This window comes from Nitrospirillum amazonense (assembly GCF_007828035.1).
GTDB classification, from domain to species: domain Bacteria; phylum Pseudomonadota; class Alphaproteobacteria; order Azospirillales; family Azospirillaceae; genus Nitrospirillum; species Nitrospirillum amazonense.
Window position 1 is genome coordinate 60,475 of sequence record NZ_VITV01000018.1, and the last position, 24,548, is coordinate 85,022.

The following is a 24,548-nucleotide window of genomic DNA, read 5'->3' on the forward strand; positions in this document are numbered from 1 at the left end:
CCGGCCCTCGCCGGGCTTAATCCTTTTCCGCCAACCAGCCGGCCGCCCTCAGGCGAGGCAGGGCGGTGCGGCTGACCGGCACCACTGTTCCGTCGCTGAGGCGCAACTGTGCCGCCTGGCCACGCACCGTCGCCTCCACCACCGCCGCGCGCGCCACCCAGAAGGAGCGGTGAACCTGCATCCCCAGCCCCTCCCCCAGTTCGGCGATGGCGTCGCGCAGGCGCATCAGCACCAACTCGGACCCACGATCGGTGTGGATCCGCAGATAGTGGTCCTCCGCCTCCAGCGCCAGAAGCCGTGCGTCGCAAAGACGCGGGCAGGCGCGGGCCAGAAAGGCCGCCGCCACGTCGGGGGTTGGTTCCGGCGTCACCGCAGCCGGCAGAGATACCAACAGCTCGGGCCCCGGTGCCGTGGCCGGGGGCGCCAGCGGGTCCCGGCGGCCCAGGATGACGGCGAAGACCATGCTGGTCACGATCACCTGCGGCCAGGTGCGCCAGAAATGCAAGGCGCCGAGGGGGACCTTGGCGCACAGGCTGAACAGCAGGATGATCCACAGCGTGGCGGGCAGCGAGGCGATCAGCGCCGACAGCGCGCGCCGCTGCCAGGCGGGCCAGGCGGCCGCGATGGGCCAGCGGCGCAAGCCCGCATGGGCCGTCCGCGCCATGGCCGCGATGCCCAAGGCCGACGCGCACCAGAAGACCACGCGCGACACGCTGTCCATGGACAGGAACGTGCCGTAGGGGCCGAACATCGCCAGCACCAGGGACAGCGCCACGACGCCGCCCCAACTGCGCACCCAGTCGGGCAGATCGAAGGCGACGATGCCGGCAAGGCTGCCCGGCGGCCGCTTGTCCGCGACCCCGGCGTCCGCCCCCTGCTGCACCCCGCGTTCCGCCGTCAAGACCGGCCTCATCCGTTCGCGCTTCGTGAACGGCCTTTACCAGCCACTCACGAAATCCGTCAAGCGGACCGCGAAGGGACCGTTGCCGGGGAAGGGCAGCCCGAGTGAAGGCTAGGCCCATCAATCACTTGGAACACGCCGCCCGGCGCAACATCCTGGAGCCCGCCCGTCATGGAAATCCTCTCCCGCATCATCAGCCACACCCCCACCTGGATCTTCGCGCTGTTCGCTTTCGTGCTGTTCATGGGGGCCAGGCGCATGCGGACCAGCGTGCAGTCGACGGGACGCGTCTGGCTGATCCCCGGCGTCTTCATCATCTGGGGCCTGTACGGGCTGGTCACCCGGCCCGGCCCCTTGGGTCCCGTGCTGATGGACTGGGCCGTCGGCGCCGTGGTGGGCCTGGGACTGGCCAGCTTCGCGACCATCCGGGTGGAGGTGGACCGCGAACACGGCCTGGTGCGCCAGCCGGGCAGCTGGGTGCCCCTGGTCCGCAACCTCTTCCTATTCGGCGCCCATTACATCCTGAACGTGCTGGCTGCGGTGCGTCCCGACCTGCACGACGTCGCCATCGCCCTGGACATTGGCGTGTCGGGCTTCAGCGTCGGCTACTTCGCGGGCTGGTCCTGGGGCTTCATCCAGAGCTATCGCCGGGCCCCGGACGTGGCGCTGGCCGCCACCTGAACCGACGGTCGAAACGAAAGCGGCGGGTCCAGCCTCACCCCACACTCTTCCCTGTGCAGCTGGCGTAAAGGGTTTCCACCATCTGCCGGCTGACGTTGCGGGTGATGAAGACGATGCGGCTGCGGTGGTCGTCGCTGGGCCAGGCGTCCAGCTGCACCGGGGGGTGGAACAGGTGCTGGACGCCGTGGATGACGATGGGCTGGTCGCTCTCCACCACGTTCAGCACGCCCTTCACCCGCAGCACGTCGGGGCCGCGCAGGCGAGCCAGCGTCTCCAGGAAGCCCACCAGCTCATCCCACACCAGGGGCTGGGTGAAGGTCAGGCAGAAGGCGCCGATGGCCTCGTCATGGCGGTTGGGGTCGTGGTCATGGTCCTCATGCTCGCAATGGCCGTGATCGTGGTCGCAGTCGGCATGGTCATGGCCTTCGTGATCGTGATCATGATCGTGGTGGTCATGATGATGCCCGTGGTCGTCATAAGCCTCCGCGCGCAGCCAGCGCTGCACGTCCAGGCTCTTGGTCTCCGGATTATAGAGGCCGGCGTCGAACAGCAGCACGGGCAGCGCCTCGTCCGTCTGGGCGTCCACCACCAAGGCGGCGGGGTTCAGCTCCTTCAACCGGTGCTTCAGATAATCCACCGCCTCAGGTGTCGCGATGTCGGTCTTGGTCAGCACCAGCCGGTCGGCCACCGCCGCCTGCTTCAGGCTTTCCTCCTGCGCGTCCAGCTGCCCCATGCCGTGGACGGCGTCCACCGTGGTCACCACGCCGTCCAGGCGGAAGCGGGCCGCCACCAGCGGGTCGGTCATCAGGGTGTGCAGGATGGGCGCCGGGTCGGCTAGGCCGGTGGTCTCGATCACCACGCGGTCGAACTCCGGCACCTCGTCGCGCAGGCGGCGCAGGTACAGGTCGCGCAGGGTGTCGGCCAAGTCGCTGCGGATGGTGCAGCAAATGCAGCCCGAATCCATCAGCACGGTGTTCTCGTCCGCCTTGGCCACCAGCAGGTGGTCCAGCCCGACCTCGCCGAACTCATTGATGATGACGGCGGTGCGGGCCATGCGCGGGTCGCGGATGATGCGGGACAGCAGCGTGGTCTTGCCGCTGCCCAGGAAACCGGTCAGGACGGAGATGGGCAGGCGGGCGGCTGAAACAGCGGTCACGGCAGGCATTCCTTGAAGGTCATCGTTGGATCAGGCGGCCGTGGTCAGACCGCCGCTTGGCAAGCCGGGCAAAGGCCGAGGACCTCCACCGTCTGGCGCACGGCGCGGAACCCCCGGGCGGCAGCGCCGTTGGTGATGGCGTCGGTCACGGCGGGGTCGTTCAGCTCGGCGGCGTCGCCGCAGCGCTCGCACACCAGGAACTGGCCCGCATGGCTCTGGCCCGGCTCGGGGCAGCCGACATAGGCGTTCAGCGATTCGATGCGGTGGACCAGGCCCTGTTCCACCAGGAAGTCCAGGGCGCGATAGACGGTCAGCGGCGCCACGCGTTTGCCGTCCACCGCCATCTCTTCCAGGATGGCATAGGCGCCCCGCGGCTTATGGCTGGACCACACCAGTTCCAGCACCCGCTCGCGCAGGGTGGTCAGGCGGGCGCCGCGCGCCTCGCATAGGCTGTGCGCCCGGGTCAGGGCATCGCCGACGCAGGCCTTGTGGTCATGGGCCTTGTGATCATGACCCTGGGACACTTCGCCACCATGGACATGCGGGCTAGGGCTTTGGGTAGCCACCGGCATTGTTGCTAGCCTTTCTCGAACTGCCATTTCAGGCGAACCATAGCACGGAAGGAAGGGTGTCCGGTCCTTCCGCGTAAACCAAATCATGTTACCGTTCGTATCGGCCCGGAGAATATGGCACCCGGCTGGGCCGAAGCCAGGGCACCACCGCATCGAAGGGAAGCGCGATGCCACATGACACCCTTGCTCCGATCGTCTCCAGGCGCGCCAGCCGCGCCGGCGCGGCGTTGGCCCGTGCGGCGCTGATCGTTGGCGCCACCCTGATATGGGGTGGCCCACCGGCCCGCGCCAGCACCGTGACACCGCCCGCCGAGCGGGAGGATACCCCCGCCGCGATGCCCTCGACCCCCGGCACGACGGTGGAACGGTCGCTGGACTTCAGCGCCCATTACGGCCGCGACACGCCCCTGGGCCACCACCGTGTCACGGTGGCCAAGGCGGCCAACGGCGACACGGTCGTGGATGTGGATATCCGTTTCGAGGCCAAGCTGCTGATGATCACGGCCTACCGCTATCACCATGTCAGCCATGAGGTGTGGCATGACGGCCGTCTCGCCGCGCTGGAGAGCAGCACCGACGACAACGGCGAGAAGGACTGGGTGAAGGGCCATGCGGTGGACGACGGGTTCGCGGTCGAAAGCTCGCACGGGGCGGTGACGGCGCCGGCCGACATCATCCCCACCAGCTATTGGAACCCAGCCATACTGACGGCGTCGCGCCTGCTGGACACCATCCGGGGCGTGGTCATGGATGTGAAGGTGGAACGCCAGGGGCAGGAGATGATCCGGGCCGGCGACGCCACTGTGGCAGCCACGCACTATAGCCTGGGCTTCATCACCAACCCGCCGCCCGCCACCAGCCGGGTGGACTTCTGGTATGACGATTCCGGCCATTGGCTGAAGCTGGCCTTCCATGCCAGGGGGCATGACGTCGCCTATGCCCTGCAGGGGCCGCCCGACGCCGGCGCGCTGGTCGCTTCCCCCTCCGGCGCGGAAGCAGGCCCGCCCGCCCCCGAACGGCGGGACTGACCAGGGACCAAAAGCGCTTGCCCGCCCCCGCCGCCCATCGCTAAATGCCGGGCCATGAGCACGGACACTGCCGCCATGGCCCCGCCCCCCGCTTCTTCCTCCACTGGCCCCTTGGCCATCGTCCGCACCCCCGCGGAGCTGCGCGCCCGCGTCGCCGCCTGGCGCAAGGAAGGCCTGCGCGTGGGCCTAGTGCCCACCATGGGCGCCCTGCACGAGGGGCATCTGACCCTGGTGAAGCGCGCGCGCGAACTGGCCGACCGCGTGGTCGCCAGCGTGTTCGTGAACCCCACCCAGTTCGGGCCCAACGAGGACTTCAGCCGCTATCCCAGGGATGAGACCGGTGACGCCCGCCTGCTGGCCGGTGCCGGCTGCGACCTGCTGTACGCGCCGGGGGTGGTGGCCATCTATCCGCCCGGCTTCACCACCACGGTGGATGTCGGGCCGGTGGCCGTGCCGCTGGAGGGCCACTTCCGCCCCGGCCATTTCCAGGGCGTGGCCACGGTGGTGACCAAGCTGCTGTTGCAGGCCCTGCCTGACGTCGCCTGCTTCGGGCAGAAGGACTACCAGCAGCTGGCCGTCATCCGCCGCCTGGCGGCCGACTTGGACATCCCGGTGCGCATCGAGGGCGTGCCCACGGTGCGAGAACCCGACGGCCTGGCCCTGTCGTCCCGCAACCGCTATCTCTCGGCGGAGGAACGCCAGCAGGCCGTCGCCATCAGCCGTGTCCTGAACCAGTTGCGCGATACCCTGGGCGATGGCAGCCGGCCCGTGGCCCCGGCCATCACCCAGGCGACGGAAACACTGACGGCCGCCGGCTTCACCCGCATCGATTATGTGGCGGTGGTCGACGCCGGGACGCTGGCGCCGCTGGAGCGGGTGGACCGCCCCGCCCGCGCCCTGGTCGCCGCCTTCCTGGGCCGCACCCGCCTGATCGACAACCTGGCGCTGGGGCCGGACACCCCCTGATCGACCCTTTAAGGCGACAGGCGGCTTGTGGACGTGGTGACCCAGCCCTGGTCGCGCATGCACGCCAGCACGGCGTCGTGGGCCCTGCCCACATGCCAGTCTGAGATGGGATAACCCCGGCCCGCGTCCAGGTCCGCCAGGCGCTCAGGCTCGTTGGCCGCGACGCAGGCGCGTAGGGTCTCGGGGAAATGCTGTTCCTTTTCCCGCACCAGGGCCTGTTGTTGCGCCAGCGAGGGGTGGTCGCGGGTCAGCAGGGCCATGTCCACGTTCCAGCGCCGGTCACCCGTGTAGGCGCAGGCGCCCAGCGCCAGGCATATTCCCATGATTACCAGCCGCCGCATCGCCATCCCCTCACACCGCCGCGATATAGCCCATCGCCAGCAGCCACACCGTGGCCAGCAGCAGGGATAGCACGGTCATGGGCACGCCGCAGCGGGCGTGGTCGCGGAAGCCCAGGGTCACGCCCGCCGCCGCCGCCCGCTCCACGGTGATGATGTTGGCCAGGCTGCCGGGCAGCAACAGGTTGCCGGCCAGGGTGGAGAACAGGGCCAGGGCGTAGAGCGCGCCCTCTGGCGGGTGGGCCCACACCTTCATCAGCAGCACCACCGCCGGCACGTTGCCGATGCTGTTGCTGGCCAGGACGGAGAAGGCGCCCAGGAAGGGCAGCCGCTCCAGCGCCAGGCCAGACGCCGCCAGCTGATCCACCAGCTGGCCGGGAAGCCCGGTGTCGGCCAGGGCGCCCGTCAGGATGAACAGGCCGGCGAACAGGGCCAGCAGGTGCCAGTCGACCAGACCCAGCATGTCACGGCTGGCGAAGCGGCGGCTGACCAGCATGCAGCCGGCAATGCCCAGCACCGCGACGTCGCGGGGAAAGGGCGTGGTGAAGGCCACCAGCAGAACCACGACCCCGATCAGCCCCTTGGACAGCTGCCAGGCCCGGGGTGCGTCCGGGGGCCCTTCCTTACGATCCACAAGGGCCTGGGCCTGGCCGTCGGACAGGTGACCCCGCCACACCCGCGCCACCACCCAATAGACGATGACCAGCGACAGGAAGGCGGGCACGCCGCAGGCGAAGAGGAAATGCCAGAAACCAAGATGGCCCAGCTGGCCGATGAGGATGTTCTGCGGGTTGCCGATGACAGTGGCGGCGGACCCGGCGTTGGCGGCCCCCGCCAGGGCGATGAGATAGGGCCGCGCGTCCAGCCCCCGCGCCCGCAGGCCCGCGCACAGCAGCGGCGTCATGGCGAAGACCACCACGTCGTTGGCCAGCAGGGCGGACAGGCCGCCCGCCACCACCACCACGGCCGCCAGCAGCGCCTCCGGCCTCCACGGCACGTTGGCCAGGCGCCAGGCGCACCAATCGTAGAAGCCCGACAGCGCGAACTGCGCCGACAGGATCATGAGCCCCAGCAGGATGAACAGGGTGGGGAAATCGATGGCCTTGATGGCCGCCCCTTCCGTCACCGCGCCCGCCACCAGCAGGACGATGGCCCCCAGCATGGCGATGCCGGTGCGGTCCACCTTCAGCCGGGGCAGGTGGCCGATGGCCATGCCCAAGTAGACGACGGCGAAGGTGACGAGGATCAGCAGAGTCATGGGGCCCAGCGCTACAGCGCGAGCGCCCGACCGGCAAGCGGGAAATAGGCCTAGGGAATCAGATAGATGTGATTAGGCCGCAGCCTCGGCGCCCTTCTTGGGCGTGGCCAGGGCCGCCATGTCCACCTGCATGCCTTCGCGCGCGGCGAAACACTGCGCCCATTCCTGCTGCGCCTCGGCCTCGATGGCCTTCATGCGGACATCGTCATGGTCGGGATCATGGTGGAACAGGCACAGGCGTCCGACGCCGGCGGCCCGGGCCAGGCGCACGCCTTCCCGCCAGGTGGAATGGCCCCAGCCCCGGCGGCCGGCGAATTCCTCATCGGTATAGGAACAGTCGTACGCCACCAGGTCGGCGCCCTGGATCAGGCCCAGGACGTTGGCGTCCATGCGGTCGGGGTCGTGCTCGGTATCGGTGACGTAGCAGAAGCTGCGCCCGTCGTAGTCGATGCGATAACCGGTGCCGCCGCCCGGGTGGTTCAGGCGGGCGGTGTGGACGGTGATGCCGTCGCCCAGGTCAAGGGTGTCGCCGGGGCGGAAATCCTCGAACACCAGCGAGGCGCGCAGCTTCTGCAGCGGCACGGGGAACAGGCAGGAATCCATGGGTTTTTCCATGACGGACTGGATGCAGTGCGCACCCTGGCAGTGGCCCGCCATCACCCGCATGGAAAAGTCGGTGTTGTAGCACGGCTCAAAAAACGGGAAGCCGTTGATGTGGTCGATATGGGTATGGGTCAACAGCAACGTGACATCGTTGATGCCGCGTGCGCGCAGGCTCTTGCCCAGCGACCGCAGGCCGGTGCCGGCATCCAGTACGAGCGTTCGGTCGCCCGCCGTCACCTCGATACAGCTGGTGTTGCCACCATACTCAAGATGACTGGCCATCGGACAGGGGACAGTCCCGCGGACGCCCCAGAAGGTAACGGTGAAACCCATAAACCAAAGCCCCGAATTCCATCGCGGCCAAGCTAACCCGTCCTTGAACAGAGGTCTGTGACGTCTCGCACAGGAAGGAACGCGCTTGGACACAAGTGCACAGGGATTGTCAAGTGATGTTCGCCCCGCGAACGCACAACCACACTTTAAGGGGTACCCTATCCAGTGGGAAAGCCCCCTTGAAATTCAGACCCGCACCACCGTTTTACCGGCGGCGGGGACGCAGGCGATGGTCCAGCCGCTCATCATCCAGGCCGGCCGGCTCTTGATGGATGGTGACCTCCGCATTGGGAAAGGCGGCGCGCAGGGATGATTCGATCTCGTCGGTGATGTCATGCGCCTCAGTCAGCGTCAAATGGCTGTCCAGTTCCAGGTGGAACTCGATGTGCTGGCCCAAACCGGTGGAGCGTGTGCGCAGGTCGTGCAAGCCGCGCGACGCGGGATGGGCGTTCACCAGGTCGACGACCCGGGTACGGTCGACGTCGGGCAGCTCACGGTCCATCAGCACGTCCAGCGCCGTGCGCGAGATGCCGACCGCGCCCCAGACGAGGAAGGCGGCGATGCCCAGGCCGAACAAGGGATCCCAGAAGGCTTGGCCCGTCCAGCGGCCCAGCAACAGCGAAACCATGACGGCGGCGTTCAGCAGCATGTCGCCGCTGTAGTGCAGGCTGTCGGCGCCAATGGCCAGCGAGGCCGTGCGGCGGATGACCCAGCGCTGGAACAGCACCAGCACGAAGGTAAGCACGATGGCGGCGGCCATGACCCACAGGCCCACGCTGATGTCGCCCACCGGCCGGGGTTCGAACAGCCGGCCCAGCGATTCGTATCCCAGGAACAGGGCCGATCCGACAATGAAGGCGGACTGGAAGAGGGCCGCCAGCGGTTCCGCCTTGCCATGGCCGAAACGGAAGGCGGAGTCCGGTGGCTTCAGGGCCCGGGCCACGCTGATGAGGGTGATGACGGAGGCCAGCGCGTCCACGCTGCTGTCGATCAGCGAGGACAGGATGCTGACGGAATTGGTGGCCAGATAGGCGCCAAACTTGCCAGCGATGAGGATGGCAGCCACGGTGACGCTGGCATAGGTGGCGCCGCGGCGCCACCGTCCGTCCGCATCGCCCTCCCCCGCACCGTCGGGCGATTCCGGTTGCACCTTGGCCGTCACATTCATGGGTAGAGGCGTTCCGTCGTCCAGCCCTTGTCCTCAGCATCCCGAGTATAGACCAGGCGGTCGTGCAGGCGGAACTCCCGATCCTGCCAGAACTCCATCCGCACCGGGGTGACGCGATAGCCGGACCAGTGCGGCGGACGGGGAATGTCGCCCTCGCCGAAGCGCGCCGTCTCCTCCGCCACGCGACGTTCCAGGGTCGCCCGGCTGTCCAGCGGCTGTGACTGCGCCGACGCCCAGGCGCCGATCTGGCTGCCGCGCGGCCGCACGCGGTAATAGTCGTCGGCCTCCTGAGCCGTCACCGGACTGACGCGGCCGTCCACCCGCACCTGGCGGCGCAGGCTTTTCCAGTGGAAGCACAGGCCGGCGACGGGATGCGCGGCCAGTTCGCGGCCCTTGCGGCTGAGCGTGTTGGTGTAGAAGACGAAGCCGCCGTCATCCAGGCCCTTCAGCAGCACGATGCGTACTGCCGGGATGCCATCGGCACCGATGGTGGCCAGCGACATGGCGTTAGGGTCATTGGGTTCGGTCCGCGATGCCTCGTCCAGCCAGGATTGGAACAGCGCGTAAGGATCGGGTGCGACAACAAAATCCATGGTGGTAATCCGTGTCATAGATATGCCGGAATTGCCGCCTACCATACGCCACACTACATCCTTGTCCACGCAGGACGCCGCATGGACGACCCGCACGCCGTCCTGTGATTTAGGGTTGGTTGATTGCCCCAGGTCATTGGCGGACGCCCTGATAAGGGGTAGACGCGGGTATGGTCAGGGGATGCGGGACCGGATTTGCGCAAAGCCAGGCCGCCAGGAAGGCGCGGCCGCAGGAGAGGAAAGAAGGACTAAGAATCATGAAGAAAGTCATCATCGCGTTGATGGCGTCCAGCGTCCTGTTGAGCGCCTGCGACACCACCGGGGGCAAGAACCAGACCGTGGGCATGCTGGGCGGTGCGGCCGCCGGCGGCCTGATCGGTTCGCAGTTCGGCCACGGCGGCGGCAAGCTGGCCCTGACCGGCCTGGGCGTCCTGCTGGGCGGCCTGGCGGGCAGCTCCATCGGCAAGCGCATGGACGATGCCGACCGCGCCGCCATGGAACGCAACACGCAGATGGCTTACAGCGCCCCCGTGGGCCAGCCCATCGTGTGGAACAACCCCAACAACGACCACCAGGTCATCGTGACGCCAGTGCGCGACGGCACCCGCGGCGACGGCGCCTATTGCCGCGAATTCCAGCAGACCATCGTGGTCGGCGGGGAGAAGCAGCAGGGCTACGGCACCGCCTGCCGGCAGCCGGACGGCAGCTGGAAGATCGTCAGCGAGAACTGATCCTGCCGCCCTTTGCGGGCCTTGACGCGAACCCCTGGCCGCGATCGCGCGGCCAGGGGTTTGTGCATGGGCTGCCCCGATCCCCAAAATAGCCGGTCCCCGCATGCTTGAAGCCGCGCGCGCGTTGCGCATATTGTGGGGGCAGACCGGCAATAGATAGTGCGACCATGCGCGATCCCTACCAAATCCTTGGCGTCGGCCGCAGCGCCAGCGCTGAGGACATCAAGCAGGCGTATCGCCGCCTCGCCAAGCAGTACCACCCCGACCTGAACCCGGGCCGGGCCGATATCGAGCTGAAGTTCAAGGAAGCCAACGGCGCCTACAGCCTGTTGTCCGACCCGGACAAGCGCGCCCGCTATGACCGGGGCGAGATCGACGCCAGCGGCGCCGAGCGGCCGGACCGTTCCTTCCGCCGCGCCTATGCCGGCGCCGGGCGCTCGGGCGACTTCGATTATGAGGACGATCCCTTCGCCGATATCTTCGGCGCCGCCCGCAAGCGCGGCGGCAGCGGTGTCAAGGCGCGCGGCAGCGATGTGGCCTATTCCGTCACCGTGCCGTTCACCGAGGCCTGCCTGGGCGCCAAGCGGCGCCTGAGCCTGTCCACGGGCAAGAGCATCGACATCAACATCCCCCCCGGCACGCAGGACCAACAGAAGCTGCGCCTGAAGGGCCAGGGCCTGGCGGGGCTGGGCGGCGCCGGGGCCGGCGACGCCATTGTCGAGGTGCACGTCACGCCCCACCCCTACTTCGTGCGGCGGGAGGACGACATCCACCTGGACGTGCCCATCACCCTGCAGGAAGCGCTGCTGGGCGCCACCATCAAGGTGCCGACCCTGGATGGTGCCGTGCAGGTCAAGGTGCCCAAGCCTGCCAATTCCGGCACCACCCTGCGCCTGAAGGGCAAGGGTGTCGCCAATCCGGAGCGCGGCACCCAGGGCGATCAGTATGTGAAGCTGACCGTGGTCCTGCCCGAGCGGCCGGATGCCGAACTTCAGGCCTTCATCGAGAAGTGGGGCAAGACCCATGAGTACGATGTGCGGCGCAAGGCCGGCCTGATCTGAGGCCGGCGCCTGGGGGAACAGCGAAAAGGGCGGGGCCTCGCGGCGCCCGCCTTTTTCATGTCACCTCAGCGATCCACCATGGCCATGGCACGCTCCACATAACGGGGGCCGGCCACCTGGTAGGTCTCCAGCGCCGCGTCCAGGCGCGCCACATCCTGCGCCGACAATTTCAATGCGTCGGCGGCCAGATTCTCTTCCAGGTATTTGCGGCGCTTGGTGCCGGGGATGGGCACGATGTCCGGCCGCTTCTGCAGCAGCCAGGCCAGCGCCACCTGCCCCGCCGTGGCGCCGTAGCCCTGGGCGACGTCGCGCACGAATTCCGCCAAGCACATGTTGGCGTCGAAATTGTCGCCCTGCAGCCGGGGATCGTTCTTCGAGCGGTAGTCGCTCTCCGGATACTCCTCCGCCCGTTTGGCGATGCCCGTCAGAAAGCCGCGCCCCAGGGGGCTGAACGGCACCATGCCGATGCCCAGCTCGGTCAGCAGGGGCAGCACGTCCTGCTCCAGGTTCCGTTCCCACAGGGAATATTCGCTCTGCAGGGCCGTCACCGGCTGTACCGCATGCGCTCGGCGGATGGTGTCGCACCCGGCCTCCGACAGGCCGAAATACAGCACCTTGCCCTCCTGGATCAGGTCCTTGACCGTGCCGGCCACGTCCTCGATGGGCGTGTTGGGATCGACGCGGTGTTGGTATAGCAGGTCAATACGGTCGGTGCGCAAGCGCTTCAGCGACGCCTCGACGACCTCGCGGATATGCTCCGGCCGGCTATCGGTGCCGCTCAGCGGCCCTTTGCCCTCGCCGATGACAAAGCCGAACTTGGTGGCGATCTGCACCTGGTCGCGGCGGCCTTCCAGCGCGCGACCCAGCAGTTCCTCATTGGTGTAGGGACCGTAGACCTCGGCCGTGTCCAGGAAGGTGCAGCCCAGCTCGATGGCGCGGTGCAGGGTGGCGATGGATTCCGCGTCATCCGGGCTGCCATAGGCGTGGGTCATGCCCATGCACCCCAGGCCCAGCGATGATACCTCCAGGCCCTGCCGGCCCAGTTTGCGTCGTGTCAGCATGTCCAACTCCCGTTTGTATTCTTGCCGGGCCGCCGTCACCGGCCGCTGTTGCCGCGGAAAAGATCCAGCGTGCGCTTGCGGGCCACCTGCGCGTCCTCACGATCGGACTCGGGCCGGCCGTCGTTGTTGAAGCCATGGCCGGAGTTCTCATAGATGTAGACCGGCACGTTCGGGTGCGCCTTCTGAAGGGCCTCCGCCACCTGGTCGGCCGGGATGTGCTGGTCCTTGCGGCCGAAATGGCAGATGACCGGGCAGAGGGGCTTCAGGTTCACCAGGCCGGCCAGACCGCCACCGTAATAGCTGGACACCGCCGCCAGGCCCTGGACCGTGGCGGCCGCGCGCCAGGCGACGGTGCCGCCGTAGCAATAACCCACCAGAAAAACAGGGCCCTTGGCCTTCAGCGCGTCGACGCAGGCCTGGACGTCGGCCACCGGGTTCTCCGCACCATTGGCCTGGGCGTATTGGCGACCGACCGCGAAGCCATGCTCGTCATGCCCGGCGACGAAACCCTTCTCCTGGCGGTCGAACATGGAGGGGGCGATAACCTCGAAACCCAGCGCCGCCCAGCGGGCCACATCCTCGGCCACGTAGGAATCCAGGCCAAAAATCTCCTGGATGACGATGACGCCGCCCTGGCGGGCCCCCTCGGGCTCGGCATGCAGGGCGGTGAACTCGAACCCGTCGATGGCGGAGCGCAACGTGATGGTCGTGGCCATGTCGGCCTCCTGTCTGGTGGAAAGACGTGTAGGGACTTAGCGTCCCGGGGGCTGGGCCGCCACCCGCATGCGCTCTTCCGCCGCGAGCTGGGCCGTCCCAGGCTCGGTCGTCCCAGGCTCGGCCGGCCCGGCGTCGGAGGCCAGCAGGTCGGCCAAGGGCGTTTCCATCGCGGCGCCGGCATCGTGCCGCACCTGCTGGAAAATGCCGTGCACCTTGCGCTGCCAGGGGGCCTGCAGATGGCCCACGGACAGAAGGTCACCCCACATGCCGAAGTCCAGCGCCAAGTATAGGTCGCTGAGGGTGGCGTCGTGCAGGTCGCGGGTGGCGACCCAGGCGCCGTCGGCGGTGCGGATGGTCCAGTTGGCGGCGCACAGCTGCTCCAGCATGCCGTCCACCGCCACGGCGCCCACCGGCACCCGGGCGATGACGTCGGCGCGCTTCAGGGCATGGCCGTCGCGGGCGGCCAGCATCAGTTCCCGCAGGATGGCCAGGGCCACCACCAGGCGCTGGGCCGGCGACAGGCCGGCGGGCCCCATCTCGGTGATGCGGCCGGAGCGCCACTCCGGCAGGGCCGCCGTCACCTCCGCCCCGAACAGAATCAGGCACCACACCAGGTACAGCCACAACAGCACCGTGGGCAGCACCGACAGGGCGCCATAGATGGTGGTGTAGGTGTGAACCTGGCCGATGTAGAGGGCGAAGCCGACCTTCGCCACCTCCATGGCGACGCCGGCCACCACGCCGCCCACCAGGGCGTCCTGCCAGCGCACCGGCCGGGTGGGAATGGCGAGGTAGGTAAGCCCGAAGAAGGCCGTCTCCAGCAGGCCGGGCAGCACGCGGCGCACCAGTTCCACCACCACCGAGCCTTCGGCGCCCAGGTAGGAAACGGCGACGGAGGACAGCGACAAACTGACTCCCAGCAGCAGGGGCGCCATGGTCAGCACCGCCCAGAAGGAGAGCACCCGCACCAGCACCGAATGGCGCTCACGGCTGCGCCAGATGGCGTTGTATGCCCCCTCGATGGAGAAGAAGAGCAGGATGGACGTGACCGCCAGGCCCAGCACGCCCACGCCCGTCATGGTGCCGGCGTTGCTGACGAACTCATGCAGGCGGTCGTTCAGGTTCTCCCCCACCTGGGGCACCAGGTTCTCCAGCAGCAGCATCTCCGCCTCCGCCCGCAGCTTCTGGAAGGCGGGGAAGGCCTGGAAAATGGCGAAGCCCACGGTGAACAGCGGCACCACCGCCAAGAGGCTGGTGTAGGTCAGCGAGCCCACCGCCTGCAGGCAGTTGTCGCGATAGAAGCGGCGGACGGCGTAGCTGGTGACCCCGACGAAGGCCAGGATGAAGTGCTGCACCGACTGTGGCAGACGGTCGGTCAGCCGGGCCCAGGCCGTGGATTGGGTTCGCATTTCAGTCATGGGACGCCGCCCCCACCAAGGCTTCGAAACGTAAAACTGCCAAGGGAAGACCTTTCGCGCGTGTATTCTAGGTGTGCGCAGATATAGGGCGCCCAGCCTTTGACCGCAAAACCGCTTCGTGTAGGATGCGCGCCTAATTTTCCGGAGAGAGACGGATGACCATTTCGACGGCAACCCCCGCCCCCGGGCCCGCCACTGGGACCCTGATGGCCGGCAAGCGCGGCCTGATTATGGGCGTTGCCAATGACCGGTCCATCGCCTGGGGCATCGCCAAGGCGGTCGCCGCCCAGGGGGCCGAGCTGGCCTTCACCTACATGGGCGACGCGCTGGCCAAGCGCGTGAAGCCCCTGGCCGAGCAATTGGGCGTGCCCCACGTTCTGCCCTGCGACGTCACCGACGAAGCCAGCATGGACGCGGTGTTCGCGACCCTGAAGGAACAGTGGGGGACCCTGGACTTCGTGGTGCATGCGATCGGCTTTTCCGACAAGAACGAGCTGGACGGCCTGTACCTGAACACCTCACGGTCTAACTTCGCGTTGACCATGGATGTTTCCTGCTACTCGTTCACCGCCATCGCCCAGCGGGCGGTGCCGATGATGACCAACGGCGGCAGCCTGCTGACCCTCAGCTATTATGGCGCCGAACGGGTGATGCCGCATTACAATGTGATGGGCGTCGCCAAGGCGGCGCTGGAGGCCAGCGTGCGCTACCTGGCGGCCGACCTGGGCCCCCAGAACATCCGCGTCAACGCCATCTCCGCCGGCCCCATCAAGACCCTGGCGGCCAGCGGCATCGGCGACTTCCGCGCCATCCTGAAGTGGAACGAGCTGAACGCCCCCCTGAAGCGCAACGTCACCATCGGTGAGGTCGGCAACTCCGCCCTTTACCTGCTGAGCGACCTGGGCAGCGGCGTTACCGGCGAAGTGCACCATGTCGACAGCGGCTACCACACCGTGGGCATGCTGGCGGTGGACAGCGCCGCGGAGACCTCGGCCCTGCTGCAGAGCCTGGTCAAGTCGGAAGGGTAAGCGGTCATGGCCGGTAACGGCATCGGAACCCAGTTCCGCTTCACCACCTTCGGCGAAAGCCATGGGGTGGCGCTGGGCTGCGTGGTGGACGGCGTTCCGCCCCTGATGGACCTGGACGAGGCCTGGATCCAGGCCTTCCTGGACCGGCGCAGGCCGGGGCAGTCGCGTTTCACCACCCAGCGACGCGAACCGGACACGGTGCGCATCCTGTCAGGCGTGTTCGAGGGCAAGACCACGGGCACGCCCATCTGCCTGATGATCGAGAACGAAGACCAGCGGTCCAAGGACTACGGCGACATCAAGGACAAGTTCCGGCCGGGCCATGCCGACTACACCTATTGGGAGCGCTATGGCATCCGCGACTATCGCGGCGGCGGGCGCTCCTCCGCGCGCGAGACGGCGGCCCGCGTGGCCGCCGGCGCCGTCGCCCGCCGGGTGCTGGAGGCGGTGCCGGGTGGCGTGACCATCCGCGCCGCCCTGGTACAGGTAGGTCCGCACAAGGTGGACCGCGCGCGCTGGGACTGGGGTCAGGTGGACCAGAACCCCCTGTTCTGCCCCGACGCCGGGACGGCGGAGGAATGGGCCGCCTACCTGGACGGCATTCGCAAGAACGGGTCGTCCGTGGGCGCGGTGGTCGAGGTGGTGGCGTCCGGCGTGCCGGCCGGCCTGGGTGAGCCCATCTACGACAAGCTGGACAGCGACTTGGCCCGCGCCATGATGACCATCAACGCGGTCAAGGGCGTGGAGATCGGCGCCGGCTTCGCCGCAGCCGAACTGACGGGCGAGGAGAACGCGGACGAGATGCGGGCCGGCCCTGATGGCAAGCCCCTCTTCCTGTCCAACAATGCGGGCGGCATCCTGGGCGGCCTGTCCACAGGCCAGGACGTCGTGGTCCGCTTCGCCGTGAAGCCCACCAGCAGCATCCTCACGCCCCGTCGCACCCTGGACGTGCACGGGAACGAGACGGACATCCTGACCAAGGGCCGCCACGATCCCTGCGTCGGCATCCGCGCCGTGCCGGTGGGCGAGGCCATGATGGCCTGCGTGCTGGCCGACCATTGGCTGCGCTTCAGGGCTTATAAGTAGGCCCCTTAAGTAGGTCCCTCTGGCGTCGAGCGACGACGCTCGCCGCTTGGCTTCGCAAGAACAGCAACGGCCCCGCCTGGAGGACAGGCGGGGCCGTTCTGTTTGGGGGCGGACCCTTGCGGGCTTACTTGCCGGCGATGGTGATGGTCAGGGTGTCGCTGTAGCTGCCGGCGATGGCTTGGGCATTGGCCGGGACCGTCACGGCGACGGTGGCGGTCTTGCCGAACTGGGCGCTGGAGCGGGTGACGTTCACGCTGCCGGTGCCGGACTGGCCGTCATAGATGGTGGTGTAGCTGACGGGCGGGACCGTCGGGGTGGTGCCGCGCAGGCTGCCGCCGTTGGCGGAGGCGACGGTGATGGTGTAACCGGCGCCGTCGTTGCAGGTCTCGACCACGCTGCCGACCGTGACGTTGTTGGAACCGGCCAGGATGTTCAGCTGGGTCTGGGCGTCCGTCACCGCCACGGTGCAGGTCTGGGCCACGGTGCCGCTCAGCTTGATGCTGCCCGAGGTGTCGGCCAGGGCCGGGGTGGCGAACAGGACGGCAACGATGGCGGCGGCGGCGAAGCGGATCATGACGAAGTTCCTATCGGTTCGGCTGGGCTTGTTGCCCGTTTGCTTGATGCTTTCGATATAAGCAAATCGAGTGCCAAGTTCGCCGCGCACCCGAATCATTCCATTAACACGTTGATATTACTACAATATAAAGGATTAATCCCGACGCGGTCATTGATCTAGGTGGAAGCGTCATTGCGATCTGCAACGTTCCATCTTTCAAATATCCAACAGAATCAATGCATTAGTATTTGCAGTCCGCCAGGATGCGGATACGAAAAGGGCGCCCCGGCGTGGGGGCGCCCTCTTCCGAACCTTGGCCTGATGTGACCGTCGCTGGCGGCTTACTTGCCGGCGATGGTGATGGTCAGCGTGTCGGCGTAGCTGCCGGCGATGGCCTGGGCATTGGCGGGCACGGTCACGGAAACGTTGGAGGTCTTGTTGAACTGGGCGCCCGAGCGGGTGACGGCGAAGCTGCTGCCCGAACCGTTGGTGCCGTCATAGCTGGTGGTGTAGCTGATGGCCTGGGCCCCGGTGGCGGAGGACTTCAGCGTGCCGTTGTTGGAAGAGGCAACCGTGATGGTGTAGCCGGCGCCGTCGTTGCAGTTCTCGACCACGCTGCCGACGGCGACGTTGCTGGAGCCGGACAGGATGTTCAGGGTGGCGCCGGCGTCGGTGACGGCCACGGTGCAGGTCTGGGCGACGGAGCTGTTCAGCTGGATGGTGCCCGACGCGCCGGCGGCGGCGAAAGCGGGGGCGGCGGCGAACAGGGCGACAACAGCGGCGGCGGCGGCGATGCGGATCATGATGAGGTTCCTATCGGTTCGGTGGGGGCTTCAGCGGCCCCGGTTGGTTCATGCCTGGTTATAAGCACCCGTCGTGCCAAGGGTGGACCAAACCGCGCGACAAACATCAAAACCCAATAATTTCCGTCTCTTAAGGTAATTCGCCGCGCAAGGCAATTTTACCTCCTTTGCCGTAAGCCTTACGAGGTACGCCCTGTTGATGCATCTCGCATCGCACCCTTAGGATAGGGCCAGCCGCGATCATTGCGTCATTCCATGCAAAATGCATCAGGTGCGCCGCAGGGCGGCAGCGGCCATAGCCCCCGGCCGACCGTCGCCTACCGCCTGGCCATCTAGCGCCACCACCGGTCGCACCATGAGGCTGGAGGTGAGGAACACCTCTGTCGCGCGCGACAGGTCGGCCGGCGCCAGGGTCCGCTCCTCCCCCCCCAGGGCGGCCAGAACCGCTGCACGCCGGGTACCCGGCAGGGCGCCGGACGGAAGCGGGGGGGTCACCAGGGCGCCATCCACCATCGCGAACAGCGTGGCGGCGGTGGCGCAGGCCACCTCCCCGGCGGTGTTGAGCAGCACGGCATCGTCCGCGCCACGGGCCATCGCCTCAGTGCGCGCCAGGATTTGGTCCAGGTAGTTCAGGCATTTGATGCCGCTGAGGGGCGAATGCTCATTGCGGCGGGTGACGGTGGCGGTCACCACCCGTGCAGGCGGCAGCGGGGTTTCCCCCGGCGCGGCCGTGACCAGCAGGGTGGGCACCGGAACGGCCGGGCGCGGCAAGCCGCGGGCGCCCGGCCCGGCGCTGACCGTCAACCGCAGCGAGCCGTCCGTGAGGTCGTTGGCGACGGCCGTGTCGGCCAGGGCGGCCGCCAGTGTGGCCAGCGGCGGCAGGGGCAGGCCCAGCACGGTCGCACCCCGGGCCAGGCGGGCCAGGTGGGCGTCCAGCCGCACCACGGCCCCGTCCCGCCAGCGCAACGTCTCAAACAACCCGTCACCCAGCAGGAAGCCCCGATCGGCCACGCCGATTCCGGCGGACGCCGCCGGCAGCAGGCCGCCATTCAGCCAGACCAGGCCCGTCATGCCGCCTCGCTCCCCGGTTCCGGCCCAGCCATCGCCCTAGGCGGCGGCCAAGCCATGGCAGGGTCCAGCGCCGTCAGCAGGGCGCGCGCCTTGACCAGGCTTTCCTCATATTCCGCCGCCGGGTCGCTGTCGGCGACGATGCCGCCGCCGGCCTGCACCACCACCTGTCCCGCCCCCATGGCCAGGGTGCGGATGATGATGCTGCTGTCCATGGCGCCATCCCAGCCCAGCCACAGGACGGAGCCGCAATAGGGCCCGCGCCGCGCCGGCTCCAGCTCATGGATGATCTCCATGGCGCGAATCTTGGGCGCCCCGGTGATGGAGCCGCCGGGGAAGGTGGCGCGCAGCAGGTCGATGGCATCGACGCCGGGCGCCAGCCGCGCCGTCACGACGCTGACCAGGTGATGCACGGTGCGATAGCTTTCCAGTCCGCACAGCGTGGGCACGGTGACGGATCCGACCACCGCTACGCGCGACAGGTCGTTGCGCATCAAATCGACGATCATCAGGTTTTCCGCCCGGTCCTTGGCCGAGGCCAGCAGCTCCGCCGCCAGGGCGGCGTCACGCACGGGATCGGCGTCGCGCGGCCGCGTGCCCTTGATGGGCCGCGTCTCCACCCGCCCCTCCGCATCCACCGCCAGGAAACGTTCGGGTGACACGGACACCACGGCGCGGGCCTCTCCGCCTTTTGGGCCCAGATCCAGCAGGGCGGAGAAAGGGGCCGCCGCGCGGGTGCGGAGACGGACGTAAAGGTCCAGCGGCGTTACCTCCGGCGCCAGCGTCCCCAGGAAACGCTGGGTGATGTTGGCCTGGTAGATGTCGCCGGCGGCGATGTAGTCCACCGTGCGGGCCACGGCGGCCTCGTGATCCGTCCGGCTCCAGCCCGCGCGCCAGCCGGGGGCGGCCAGCCAGGGCCCTTCCCCCGCCGTGACCGCCGGGCGCGGGGTCCCCAGCAGGTCCCGCCACTCCTCCGCTTCCGCCCGGTGGGCGGACAGGACCCAGGCGCGGCCCGCGGCATGGTCGATGGCGACGATGCGGTCGTAGAAGCCCACCGCCATGTCCGGCAGGGCGATACCGTCGTCCCGGGGCGTCGGCAGCGTCTCCAGCTGCCCGCCCAGTTCATAGCCCAGGAAACCCACTGCCCCGCCCCGGAAGGGCGGCAGGCCATCGGGCGGCGTCGCGTCCCCCAGCCGGGCGCGGCCGGCCCTCAGCAGGGCGCCCAGCGTGTCGAACGCGTCAGCCCCGGCTGGCTGGCCGTCCACGGTGACAGCGCCATTCGCGCACTCCACCCAGGCCTGCGGATCGGCACCGACATAGCTGTAGCGGGCGCGGGCGGCATCGGCGCCGCCGCCGTCCAGCAGGAAAGGCCGGGGCAGATGGGCCAGCCGGGCGTAGGCCGCCACCGGGTCGGGCGGCGGGATTTCCAGCGCGACGATGCCGCCGGGCGATGCGGAATGGGGGGACGTCATGAGCGCGGACCTTACCCCTTCCTTCCCCGCTTCGCCAACGCCGGCCTCGGCCGAAAGGCCGAAAGGGTGGGCATAGACATGAAGGCACAGACGGGCATGGGTCCGCCTAAGCGGGCCCTACCGCCCGGCCGCCTTGGCAAGCCTCACGCGCTGTGGTGGTATGGCAGCCGGATTTTACGGCTTCCAGGAACCGCGTTCATGCGTTTCATCGTCCGGTTGTTCGCCCTTATCGGCCTGTTCGGGGTCCTGCTGACCGCGGGATTGATCCTGTTGGCCATCAAGGCGAAGGACAAGCAACCCACCCTGCCCCAGTCCGTGGTGCTGGAGTTCAACTTCGAGCGCCCCTTGGCGGAGGCGCCGGGCGAGGACGGCTGGTCCAGCCTTATCAACAGCCGCCGCGGCAGCGTGCGTGAGGTGATCGACGCGCTGGAGCAGGCCGGCCGCGATCCCAAGGTCAAGGGCCTGGTGGCCAAGGTCGGCAACGCCAGCCAAGGCATCGGCACCACGCAGGAACTGCGCGACGCCATCGCCCGCTTCCGCGCCACCGGCCGCTTCGCCTACATCCATGCCGAAAGCTACGGCGACGCCGGCAGCGGTATGACCCCCTATTACCTCGCCAGCGCCTTTGACCAGGTGTGGCTGCAACCGGTGGGCACGGTGGGCATCACCGGCATCGCCGTCACCCAGACCTTCTTCCGGGGCGCCTTGGACAACATCGGGGTCCAGCCGCAGATCTCAAAGCGCGCCGACTACAAGACGGCGGCCGAGATGTTCGCCGAGAAGCAGGCCACCCCCGCCAACCGCGAAATGACGGAAAGCCTGGCCGGCGACATCTATGACCAGATGGTGCTGAGCATCGCCGATGGCCGCCATCTGAACCCCGACGCGGTGAAGGCCGCCATCGACCACGCCCCCCTGCTGGACAGCGAGGCGCTGGCGTCCAAGCTGGTGGACAAGCTGGGCTATTTCGATGAGGTGGAGACCGCCGCCAAGGAGCGGGCGGGCGGCAAGGCCGCCGGCGCCGACACGGTCGACCTGCTGACCTACGGCAAGATCGCCGGCAGCGCCTACACCCAGGGCCCCACCGTCGCCCTGATCGTGGGCGAGGGCGAGATCGTGCGCGGCGGCAAGGACGGCGGCGCCTTCAATGACGAGCCGTCGTTCGCCGCCAACCGCATCGCCGACGCCTTCGACACCGCCATCGAACAGTCCAACGTCAAGGCCATCCTGTTCCGGGTGAACAGCCCAGGCGGCAGCCCCGTGGGATCGGAGACCGTGCGCCACGCCGTGGACCGGGCGCGCAAGGCCGGCAAGCCGGTCGTCATCTCCATGGGCGACGTGGCGGGGTCCGGCGGCTATTGGGTCGCCATGGATGCCGACCGCATCGTCGCCCTGCCGGGCACCCTGACCGGGTCCATCGGCGTGCTGGGCGGCAAGTTCGTGGCCAAGGGCCTGGCCGACAAGCTGGGTGTGGGCGTGGACCAGGTGACGCGCGGCGCCAACGCCACGATCTGGAGCCCGGCCAGCCCCTACACCGACAGCGAGGCCGCCCGCCAGGACGCCATGCTGGACGCCATCTACGCCCAGTTCACCGAGGGCGTGGCCAAGGGCCGCAAGCTGGACATCGACAAAGTGCGCGAGCTGGCCAAGGGCCGCGTCTACACCGGGCGCCAGGCCAAGGACCTGGGCCTGGTGGACGCCCTGGGCGGCTATGACATCGCCCTGCAGCAGGTGCGGCAGGTGGCGGGCATTCCCGGCAACGCCGATCTGCACATCGTCCAGTTCCCCCGGCCCAAGAGCGGGTACGAGATGGTGCTGGACCTGTTCAACGGCAAGGCGGCGGCGGAGATGGCCAGCGTGGCCCAGGCCCGCGGAGCGGAGAAGGTGCTGGCCGACTACGGCCCCCTGCTGGACATGGTGCAGCCCATGGTCCGCGCCGCCAAGCGGCAGGAACAGGTGCTGATGATGCCGGACCTCAGCGTCAACGGCGCCGCCCGCTGACGCTGATGAGAAGCGAACCCCCGGCCTGGACACCTGGGCCGGGGGTTTTCTTTTGAATTCATGCGACTTGCCCTGGCAGGTGCGACAAATCGTCCCTATCTGACAAGCTCACAACGAACAGGCCCCATTGATGGACTTCCTTGCCGATCCCGGCGTCTGGCTCGGACTCTTGACCCTGGTCTCCCTCGAGGTCGTCCTCGGCATCGACAATCTGGTCTTCATCGCCATCGTCGCCGACAAGCTGCCGGCGGAGCAGCGCAACCGCGTGCGCCTGGTGGGCCTGTCGCTGGCGCTGATCATGCGCCTGCTGCTGCTGTTCTCCATCTCCTGGATCGTGACGCTGACCCAGCCGCTGTTCAGCGTGGCCGGTTTCGCCCTGTCGGGACGCGACCTGATCCTGGTGCTAGGTGGTGCCTTCCTGCTGGCCAAGGGCACGATGGAGCTGCATGAACGGCTCGAGGGGGGCGCGGGGCACAAAGCCCCCAAGCCCGGCGCCGCCGCCAATGCCTTCTGGCGGTCGGTGGTGCAGATCGTGCTGCTGGACGCGGTGTTCTCGCTGGACAGCGTCATCACCGCGGTGGGCATGGTGGATGAGCTGCCCATCATGGTGGCGGCCGTCTGCATCGCCATGGGCGTCATGCTGGTGGCGTCCAAGCCGCTGATGGCCTTCATCTCCCGCCACCCCACCGTCATCATCCTGGGCCTGGGCTTCCTGCTGATGATCGGCTTCAGCCTGGTGGCGGAGGGCCTGGGCCTGCACATCCCCAAGGGCTACCTCTACGCCGCCATCGGCTTCTCCATCCTGATCGAGGCCGCGAACCAGCTGGGCCGGCGCAAGCGGGCCTCACCCGAGGCCGGCGGACGCGAGGCCCTGCTGCGGGGCTTGCGTGACACGCCCGACGGAAGGGTGACCATCACGGATGGCCAGGGCCAGGTGCGGGTCACCGCCTCCGCGGCCGACGCGCTGGCGCTTCTCGATCCGCACTGAGCCCCCCATTGGCGCGCGGCAGGCGGTGGCGCGGCAGTCGGCGGGACGTCAGTCGGCGGGGCGTCAGTCGCGCCGGGCGCCGATCAGGAATTCCTTGTTGCCCTCAGGGCCCAAGATGGGGCTGGGGTCCACGCCCAGGACCGTCCAGCCGGGGCGGGCGGACAGCCAGGCGACCACGGCGTCGCAGACCTCCTGGTGCAGTTCGGGTTCCCGCACCACGCCGCCCTTGCCCACGCGGCCCTTGCCCACCTCGAACTGCGGCTTGATCAGGGCCACCAGCCGGCCGCCGGGCTGGACCAGGTCGAGGGCGGCCGGCAGCACGGTGGCGAGGCCGATGAAGCTGGCGTCGCACACCACCATGCCGATGGGGTCGGGAATCTGATCGGCGGTCAGGTGCCGGGCGTTGGTCTTTTCCATGACCACCACGCGCGGGTCGGTGCGCAGCTTCCACGCCAGCTGGCCGTGGCCCACATCGACGGCATAGACCTTGGCCGCCCCCCGCGTCAGCAGCACGTCGGTGAATCCGCCGGTGCTGGCGCCCACGTCGATGGCGGTCACGCCCGTCGGATCGAATCCGAAATGATCCAGGCCATGCACCAGTTTCAGCCCGCCCCGCGACACCCAGGGATGGTCCTGGCCCTTCAAGATCAGGGGCTTGTCGGCGGGGATGGTCTGGCCGGGCTTGTCGATGCGCAAGGTGTCGGCATAGACCAGGCCGGCCAGCACCAGGGCCTGGGCCCGGGCGCGGCTTTCCACCAGGCCGCGTTCCACCAGGGCCTGGTCCACGCGGATTTTCCCCGGCTTCTGGGCCTTATGCGGGGTTTCGTCCGACATCAGGCGTTGGGCGTCCGCGCCGCCGCCTGGTTCCCCAGCGCCTTGAGCACGGTATCGACGATGCCGGTGGCGTTGAGGCCGGCCTCGTCATACTGCTTGGCCGGGTTGTCGTGTTCCTGATAGCGGT

At 68.3% G+C, this 24,548-nt stretch carries 25 protein-coding genes; 9 read left to right on the plus strand and 16 right to left on the minus strand.

From position 1 onward, the window contains the following. Positions 1-16 precede the first annotated feature (16 nt). Complete coding sequence (locus FBZ87_RS27875; RefSeq protein ID WP_211107257.1) at positions 17-913, minus strand: LytTR family DNA-binding domain-containing protein; 897 nt, start codon at positions 911-913, stop codon at positions 17-19. 159 nt (positions 914-1,072) lie between these two features. Between FBZ87_RS27875 and FBZ87_RS27880 the strand changes: the two genes are divergently transcribed. After that, positions 1,073-1,582, plus strand: a complete 510-nt coding sequence (locus FBZ87_RS27880) for a DUF6622 family protein (RefSeq protein WP_145613837.1) — start codon at positions 1,073-1,075, stop codon at positions 1,580-1,582. Between the two features lie 34 nt (positions 1,583-1,616). Here FBZ87_RS27880 and FBZ87_RS27885 read toward each other — a convergent pair whose 3' ends face one another. Next, complete coding sequence (locus FBZ87_RS27885) at positions 1,617-2,747, minus strand: CobW family GTP-binding protein (RefSeq protein ID WP_145613838.1); 1,131 nt, start codon at positions 2,745-2,747, stop codon at positions 1,617-1,619. A gap of 35 nt (positions 2,748-2,782) precedes the next feature. Continuing rightward, positions 2,783-3,262 carry a Fur family transcriptional regulator gene (locus FBZ87_RS27890; protein ID WP_246134644.1) on the minus strand — a complete coding sequence of 160 codons (480 nt, stop codon included), beginning with the start codon at positions 3,260-3,262 and terminating at the stop codon, positions 2,783-2,785. Between the two features lie 215 nt (positions 3,263-3,477). Between FBZ87_RS27890 and FBZ87_RS27895 the strand changes: the two genes are divergently transcribed. Both FBZ87_RS27895 and panC read left to right on the plus strand, forming a co-directional pair. Beyond that, entirely contained in the window at positions 3,478-4,338 is an 861-nt protein-coding gene (locus FBZ87_RS27895) for a DUF6134 family protein (RefSeq protein ID WP_145613840.1), read from the plus strand. Between the two features lie 75 nt (positions 4,339-4,413). Then, positions 4,414-5,304, plus strand: a complete 891-nt coding sequence (panC, locus tag FBZ87_RS27900; RefSeq protein ID WP_145613865.1) for a pantoate--beta-alanine ligase — start codon at positions 4,414-4,416, stop codon at positions 5,302-5,304. 8 nt (positions 5,305-5,312) lie between these two features. Here panC and FBZ87_RS27905 read toward each other — a convergent pair whose 3' ends face one another. The 5 genes from FBZ87_RS27905 to pdxH all read right to left on the minus strand — a co-directional run bounded on the left by FBZ87_RS27905 (position 5,313) and on the right by pdxH (position 9,597). Next, the gene (locus tag FBZ87_RS27905; RefSeq protein WP_145613841.1) at positions 5,313-5,645 is read right to left on the minus strand and encodes a hypothetical protein; all 333 of its coding nucleotides are present in this window, start codon (positions 5,643-5,645) and stop codon (positions 5,313-5,315) included. Positions 5,646-5,655: 10 nt separating this feature from the next. Beyond that, the gene (locus FBZ87_RS27910) at positions 5,656-6,900 is read right to left on the minus strand and encodes an ArsB/NhaD family transporter (RefSeq protein ID WP_145613842.1); all 1,245 of its coding nucleotides are present in this window, start codon (positions 6,898-6,900) and stop codon (positions 5,656-5,658) included. Positions 6,901-6,972: 72 nt separating this feature from the next. Beyond that, positions 6,973-7,836 (minus strand): MBL fold metallo-hydrolase, encoded by an 864-nt coding sequence (locus FBZ87_RS27915; protein ID WP_145613843.1) that lies wholly within the window; start codon positions 7,834-7,836, stop codon positions 6,973-6,975. A gap of 205 nt (positions 7,837-8,041) precedes the next feature. Further along, positions 8,042-9,004, minus strand: coding sequence for a cation diffusion facilitator family transporter (locus tag FBZ87_RS27920; RefSeq protein ID WP_145613844.1), 963 nt, complete (start codon positions 9,002-9,004; stop codon positions 8,042-8,044). Then, positions 9,001-9,597, minus strand: a complete 597-nt coding sequence (gene pdxH, locus FBZ87_RS27925; RefSeq protein ID WP_145613845.1) for a pyridoxamine 5'-phosphate oxidase — start codon at positions 9,595-9,597, stop codon at positions 9,001-9,003. The genes FBZ87_RS27920 and pdxH overlap by 4 nt, the downstream gene beginning before the upstream one ends. 257 nt (positions 9,598-9,854) lie before the next feature. Here pdxH and FBZ87_RS27930 point away from each other — a divergent pair, with 257 nt between their 5' ends. Continuing rightward, entirely contained in the window at positions 9,855-10,328 is a 474-nt protein-coding gene (locus FBZ87_RS27930; RefSeq protein ID WP_088870945.1) for an RT0821/Lpp0805 family surface protein, read from the plus strand. A 167-nt stretch (positions 10,329-10,495) separates the two neighbouring features. Then, complete coding sequence (locus tag FBZ87_RS27935; protein ID WP_040842530.1) at positions 10,496-11,389, plus strand: DnaJ C-terminal domain-containing protein; 894 nt, start codon at positions 10,496-10,498, stop codon at positions 11,387-11,389. 65 nt (positions 11,390-11,454) lie between these two features. Here the strand turns inward: FBZ87_RS27935 and FBZ87_RS27940 are convergent, their stop codons facing one another. The 3 genes from FBZ87_RS27940 to FBZ87_RS27950 are packed head-to-tail and all read right to left on the minus strand — an operon-like array spanning position 11,455 to position 14,585. Further along, the gene (locus FBZ87_RS27940) at positions 11,455-12,450 is read right to left on the minus strand and encodes an aldo/keto reductase (protein WP_145613846.1); all 996 of its coding nucleotides are present in this window, start codon (positions 12,448-12,450) and stop codon (positions 11,455-11,457) included. 35 nt (positions 12,451-12,485) lie between these two features. Beyond that, on the minus strand, positions 12,486-13,166 hold the full coding sequence (locus FBZ87_RS27945) for a dienelactone hydrolase family protein (RefSeq protein WP_145613847.1): 681 nt from the start codon (positions 13,164-13,166) through the stop codon (positions 12,486-12,488). 36 nt (positions 13,167-13,202) lie between these two features. Continuing rightward, positions 13,203-14,585: a YihY family inner membrane protein gene (locus tag FBZ87_RS27950; protein WP_145613848.1), complete on the minus strand. Its 1,383-nt coding sequence runs from the start codon at positions 14,583-14,585 to the stop codon at positions 13,203-13,205. Between the two features lie 155 nt (positions 14,586-14,740). Between FBZ87_RS27950 and fabI the strand changes: the two genes are divergently transcribed. Then, positions 14,741-15,613, plus strand: a complete 873-nt coding sequence (gene fabI / locus FBZ87_RS27955; protein ID WP_198924784.1) for an enoyl-ACP reductase FabI — start codon at positions 14,741-14,743, stop codon at positions 15,611-15,613. A gap of 6 nt (positions 15,614-15,619) precedes the next feature. Further along, positions 15,620-16,699 (plus strand): chorismate synthase, encoded by a 1,080-nt coding sequence (gene aroC / locus FBZ87_RS27960; RefSeq protein WP_145613849.1) that lies wholly within the window; start codon positions 15,620-15,622, stop codon positions 16,697-16,699. 124 nt (positions 16,700-16,823) lie between these two features. Here the strand turns inward: aroC and FBZ87_RS27965 are convergent, their stop codons facing one another. The 4 genes from FBZ87_RS27965 to pabB form a co-directional block, all read right to left on the minus strand. Then, the gene (locus FBZ87_RS27965; protein WP_145613850.1) at positions 16,824-17,273 is read right to left on the minus strand and encodes a hypothetical protein; all 450 of its coding nucleotides are present in this window, start codon (positions 17,271-17,273) and stop codon (positions 16,824-16,826) included. A gap of 323 nt (positions 17,274-17,596) precedes the next feature. Then, on the minus strand, positions 17,597-18,058 hold the full coding sequence (locus tag FBZ87_RS27970) for a Csu type fimbrial protein (protein WP_145613851.1): 462 nt from the start codon (positions 18,056-18,058) through the stop codon (positions 17,597-17,599). Between the two features lie 267 nt (positions 18,059-18,325). Further along, the gene (locus tag FBZ87_RS27975) at positions 18,326-19,129 is read right to left on the minus strand and encodes an aminotransferase class IV (protein ID WP_145613852.1); all 804 of its coding nucleotides are present in this window, start codon (positions 19,127-19,129) and stop codon (positions 18,326-18,328) included. Beyond that, complete coding sequence (gene pabB / locus FBZ87_RS27980) at positions 19,126-20,598, minus strand: aminodeoxychorismate synthase component I (RefSeq protein WP_145613853.1); 1,473 nt, start codon at positions 20,596-20,598, stop codon at positions 19,126-19,128. The genes FBZ87_RS27975 and pabB overlap by 4 nt, the downstream gene beginning before the upstream one ends. Before the next feature lie 198 nt (positions 20,599-20,796). On the opposite strand from pabB, the gene sppA reads away from it, so the two are divergent. Both sppA and FBZ87_RS27990 read left to right on the plus strand, forming a co-directional pair. After that, a complete protein-coding gene (gene sppA, locus FBZ87_RS27985; protein ID WP_186455034.1) occupies positions 20,797-22,599 on the plus strand; it encodes a signal peptide peptidase SppA in 1,803 nt (600 codons plus the stop codon). Between the two features lie 130 nt (positions 22,600-22,729). Continuing rightward, entirely contained in the window at positions 22,730-23,587 is an 858-nt protein-coding gene (locus FBZ87_RS27990; protein ID WP_145613855.1) for a TerC family protein, read from the plus strand. A 63-nt stretch (positions 23,588-23,650) separates the two neighbouring features. Here the strand turns inward: FBZ87_RS27990 and FBZ87_RS27995 are convergent, their stop codons facing one another. Beyond that, on the minus strand, positions 23,651-24,421 hold the full coding sequence (locus FBZ87_RS27995) for a TlyA family RNA methyltransferase (RefSeq protein ID WP_145613856.1): 771 nt from the start codon (positions 24,419-24,421) through the stop codon (positions 23,651-23,653). Positions 24,422-24,548: the final 127 nt, after the last annotated feature.

Bases quoted from the DNA above. Each gene is read 5' to 3' on its own strand.
- sppA (WP_186455034.1), top strand. From the start codon at position 20,797: ATGCGTTTCATCGTCCGGTTGTTCGCCCTTATCGGCCTGTTCGGGGTC.
- pabB (WP_145613853.1), bottom strand. From the start codon at position 20,598: ATGACGTCCCCCCATTCCGCATCGCCCGGCGGCATCGTCGCGCTGGAA.
- aroC (WP_145613849.1), top strand. From the start codon at position 15,620: ATGGCCGGTAACGGCATCGGAACCCAGTTCCGCTTCACCACCTTCGGC.
- FBZ87_RS27965 (WP_145613850.1), bottom strand. From the start codon at position 17,273: ATGATCCGCTTCGCCGCCGCCGCCATCGTTGCCGTCCTGTTCGCCACC.
- FBZ87_RS27895 (WP_145613840.1), top strand. From the start codon at position 3,478: ATGCCACATGACACCCTTGCTCCGATCGTCTCCAGGCGCGCCAGCCGC.
- FBZ87_RS27975 (WP_145613852.1), bottom strand. From the start codon at position 19,129: ATGACGGGCCTGGTCTGGCTGAATGGCGGCCTGCTGCCGGCGGCGTCC.
- FBZ87_RS27910 (WP_145613842.1), bottom strand. From the start codon at position 6,900: ATGACTCTGCTGATCCTCGTCACCTTCGCCGTCGTCTACTTGGGCATG.
- FBZ87_RS27995 (WP_145613856.1), bottom strand. From the start codon at position 24,421: ATGTCGGACGAAACCCCGCATAAGGCCCAGAAGCCGGGGAAAATCCGC.
- FBZ87_RS27875 (WP_211107257.1), bottom strand. From the start codon at position 913: ATGAGGCCGGTCTTGACGGCGGAACGCGGGGTGCAGCAGGGGGCGGAC.
- FBZ87_RS27885 (WP_145613838.1), bottom strand. From the start codon at position 2,747: ATGCCTGCCGTGACCGCTGTTTCAGCCGCCCGCCTGCCCATCTCCGTC.
- FBZ87_RS27880 (WP_145613837.1), top strand. From the start codon at position 1,073: ATGGAAATCCTCTCCCGCATCATCAGCCACACCCCCACCTGGATCTTC.
- panC (WP_145613865.1), top strand. From the start codon at position 4,414: ATGGCCCCGCCCCCCGCTTCTTCCTCCACTGGCCCCTTGGCCATCGTC.
- FBZ87_RS27940 (WP_145613846.1), bottom strand. From the start codon at position 12,450: ATGCTGACACGACGCAAACTGGGCCGGCAGGGCCTGGAGGTATCATCG.
- pdxH (WP_145613845.1), bottom strand. From the start codon at position 9,597: ATGGATTTTGTTGTCGCACCCGATCCTTACGCGCTGTTCCAATCCTGG.
- FBZ87_RS27970 (WP_145613851.1), bottom strand. From the start codon at position 18,058: ATGATCCGCATCGCCGCCGCCGCCGCTGTTGTCGCCCTGTTCGCCGCC.
- FBZ87_RS27930 (WP_088870945.1), top strand. From the start codon at position 9,855: ATGAAGAAAGTCATCATCGCGTTGATGGCGTCCAGCGTCCTGTTGAGC.
- FBZ87_RS27990 (WP_145613855.1), top strand. From the start codon at position 22,730: ATGGACTTCCTTGCCGATCCCGGCGTCTGGCTCGGACTCTTGACCCTG.
- FBZ87_RS27935 (WP_040842530.1), top strand. From the start codon at position 10,496: ATGCGCGATCCCTACCAAATCCTTGGCGTCGGCCGCAGCGCCAGCGCT.
- FBZ87_RS27945 (WP_145613847.1), bottom strand. From the start codon at position 13,166: ATGGCCACGACCATCACGTTGCGCTCCGCCATCGACGGGTTCGAGTTC.
- fabI (WP_198924784.1), top strand. From the start codon at position 14,741: ATGACCATTTCGACGGCAACCCCCGCCCCCGGGCCCGCCACTGGGACC.
- FBZ87_RS27905 (WP_145613841.1), bottom strand. From the start codon at position 5,645: ATGCGGCGGCTGGTAATCATGGGAATATGCCTGGCGCTGGGCGCCTGC.
- FBZ87_RS27950 (WP_145613848.1), bottom strand. From the start codon at position 14,585: ATGACTGAAATGCGAACCCAATCCACGGCCTGGGCCCGGCTGACCGAC.
- FBZ87_RS27915 (WP_145613843.1), bottom strand. From the start codon at position 7,836: ATGGGTTTCACCGTTACCTTCTGGGGCGTCCGCGGGACTGTCCCCTGT.
- FBZ87_RS27920 (WP_145613844.1), bottom strand. From the start codon at position 9,004: ATGAATGTGACGGCCAAGGTGCAACCGGAATCGCCCGACGGTGCGGGG.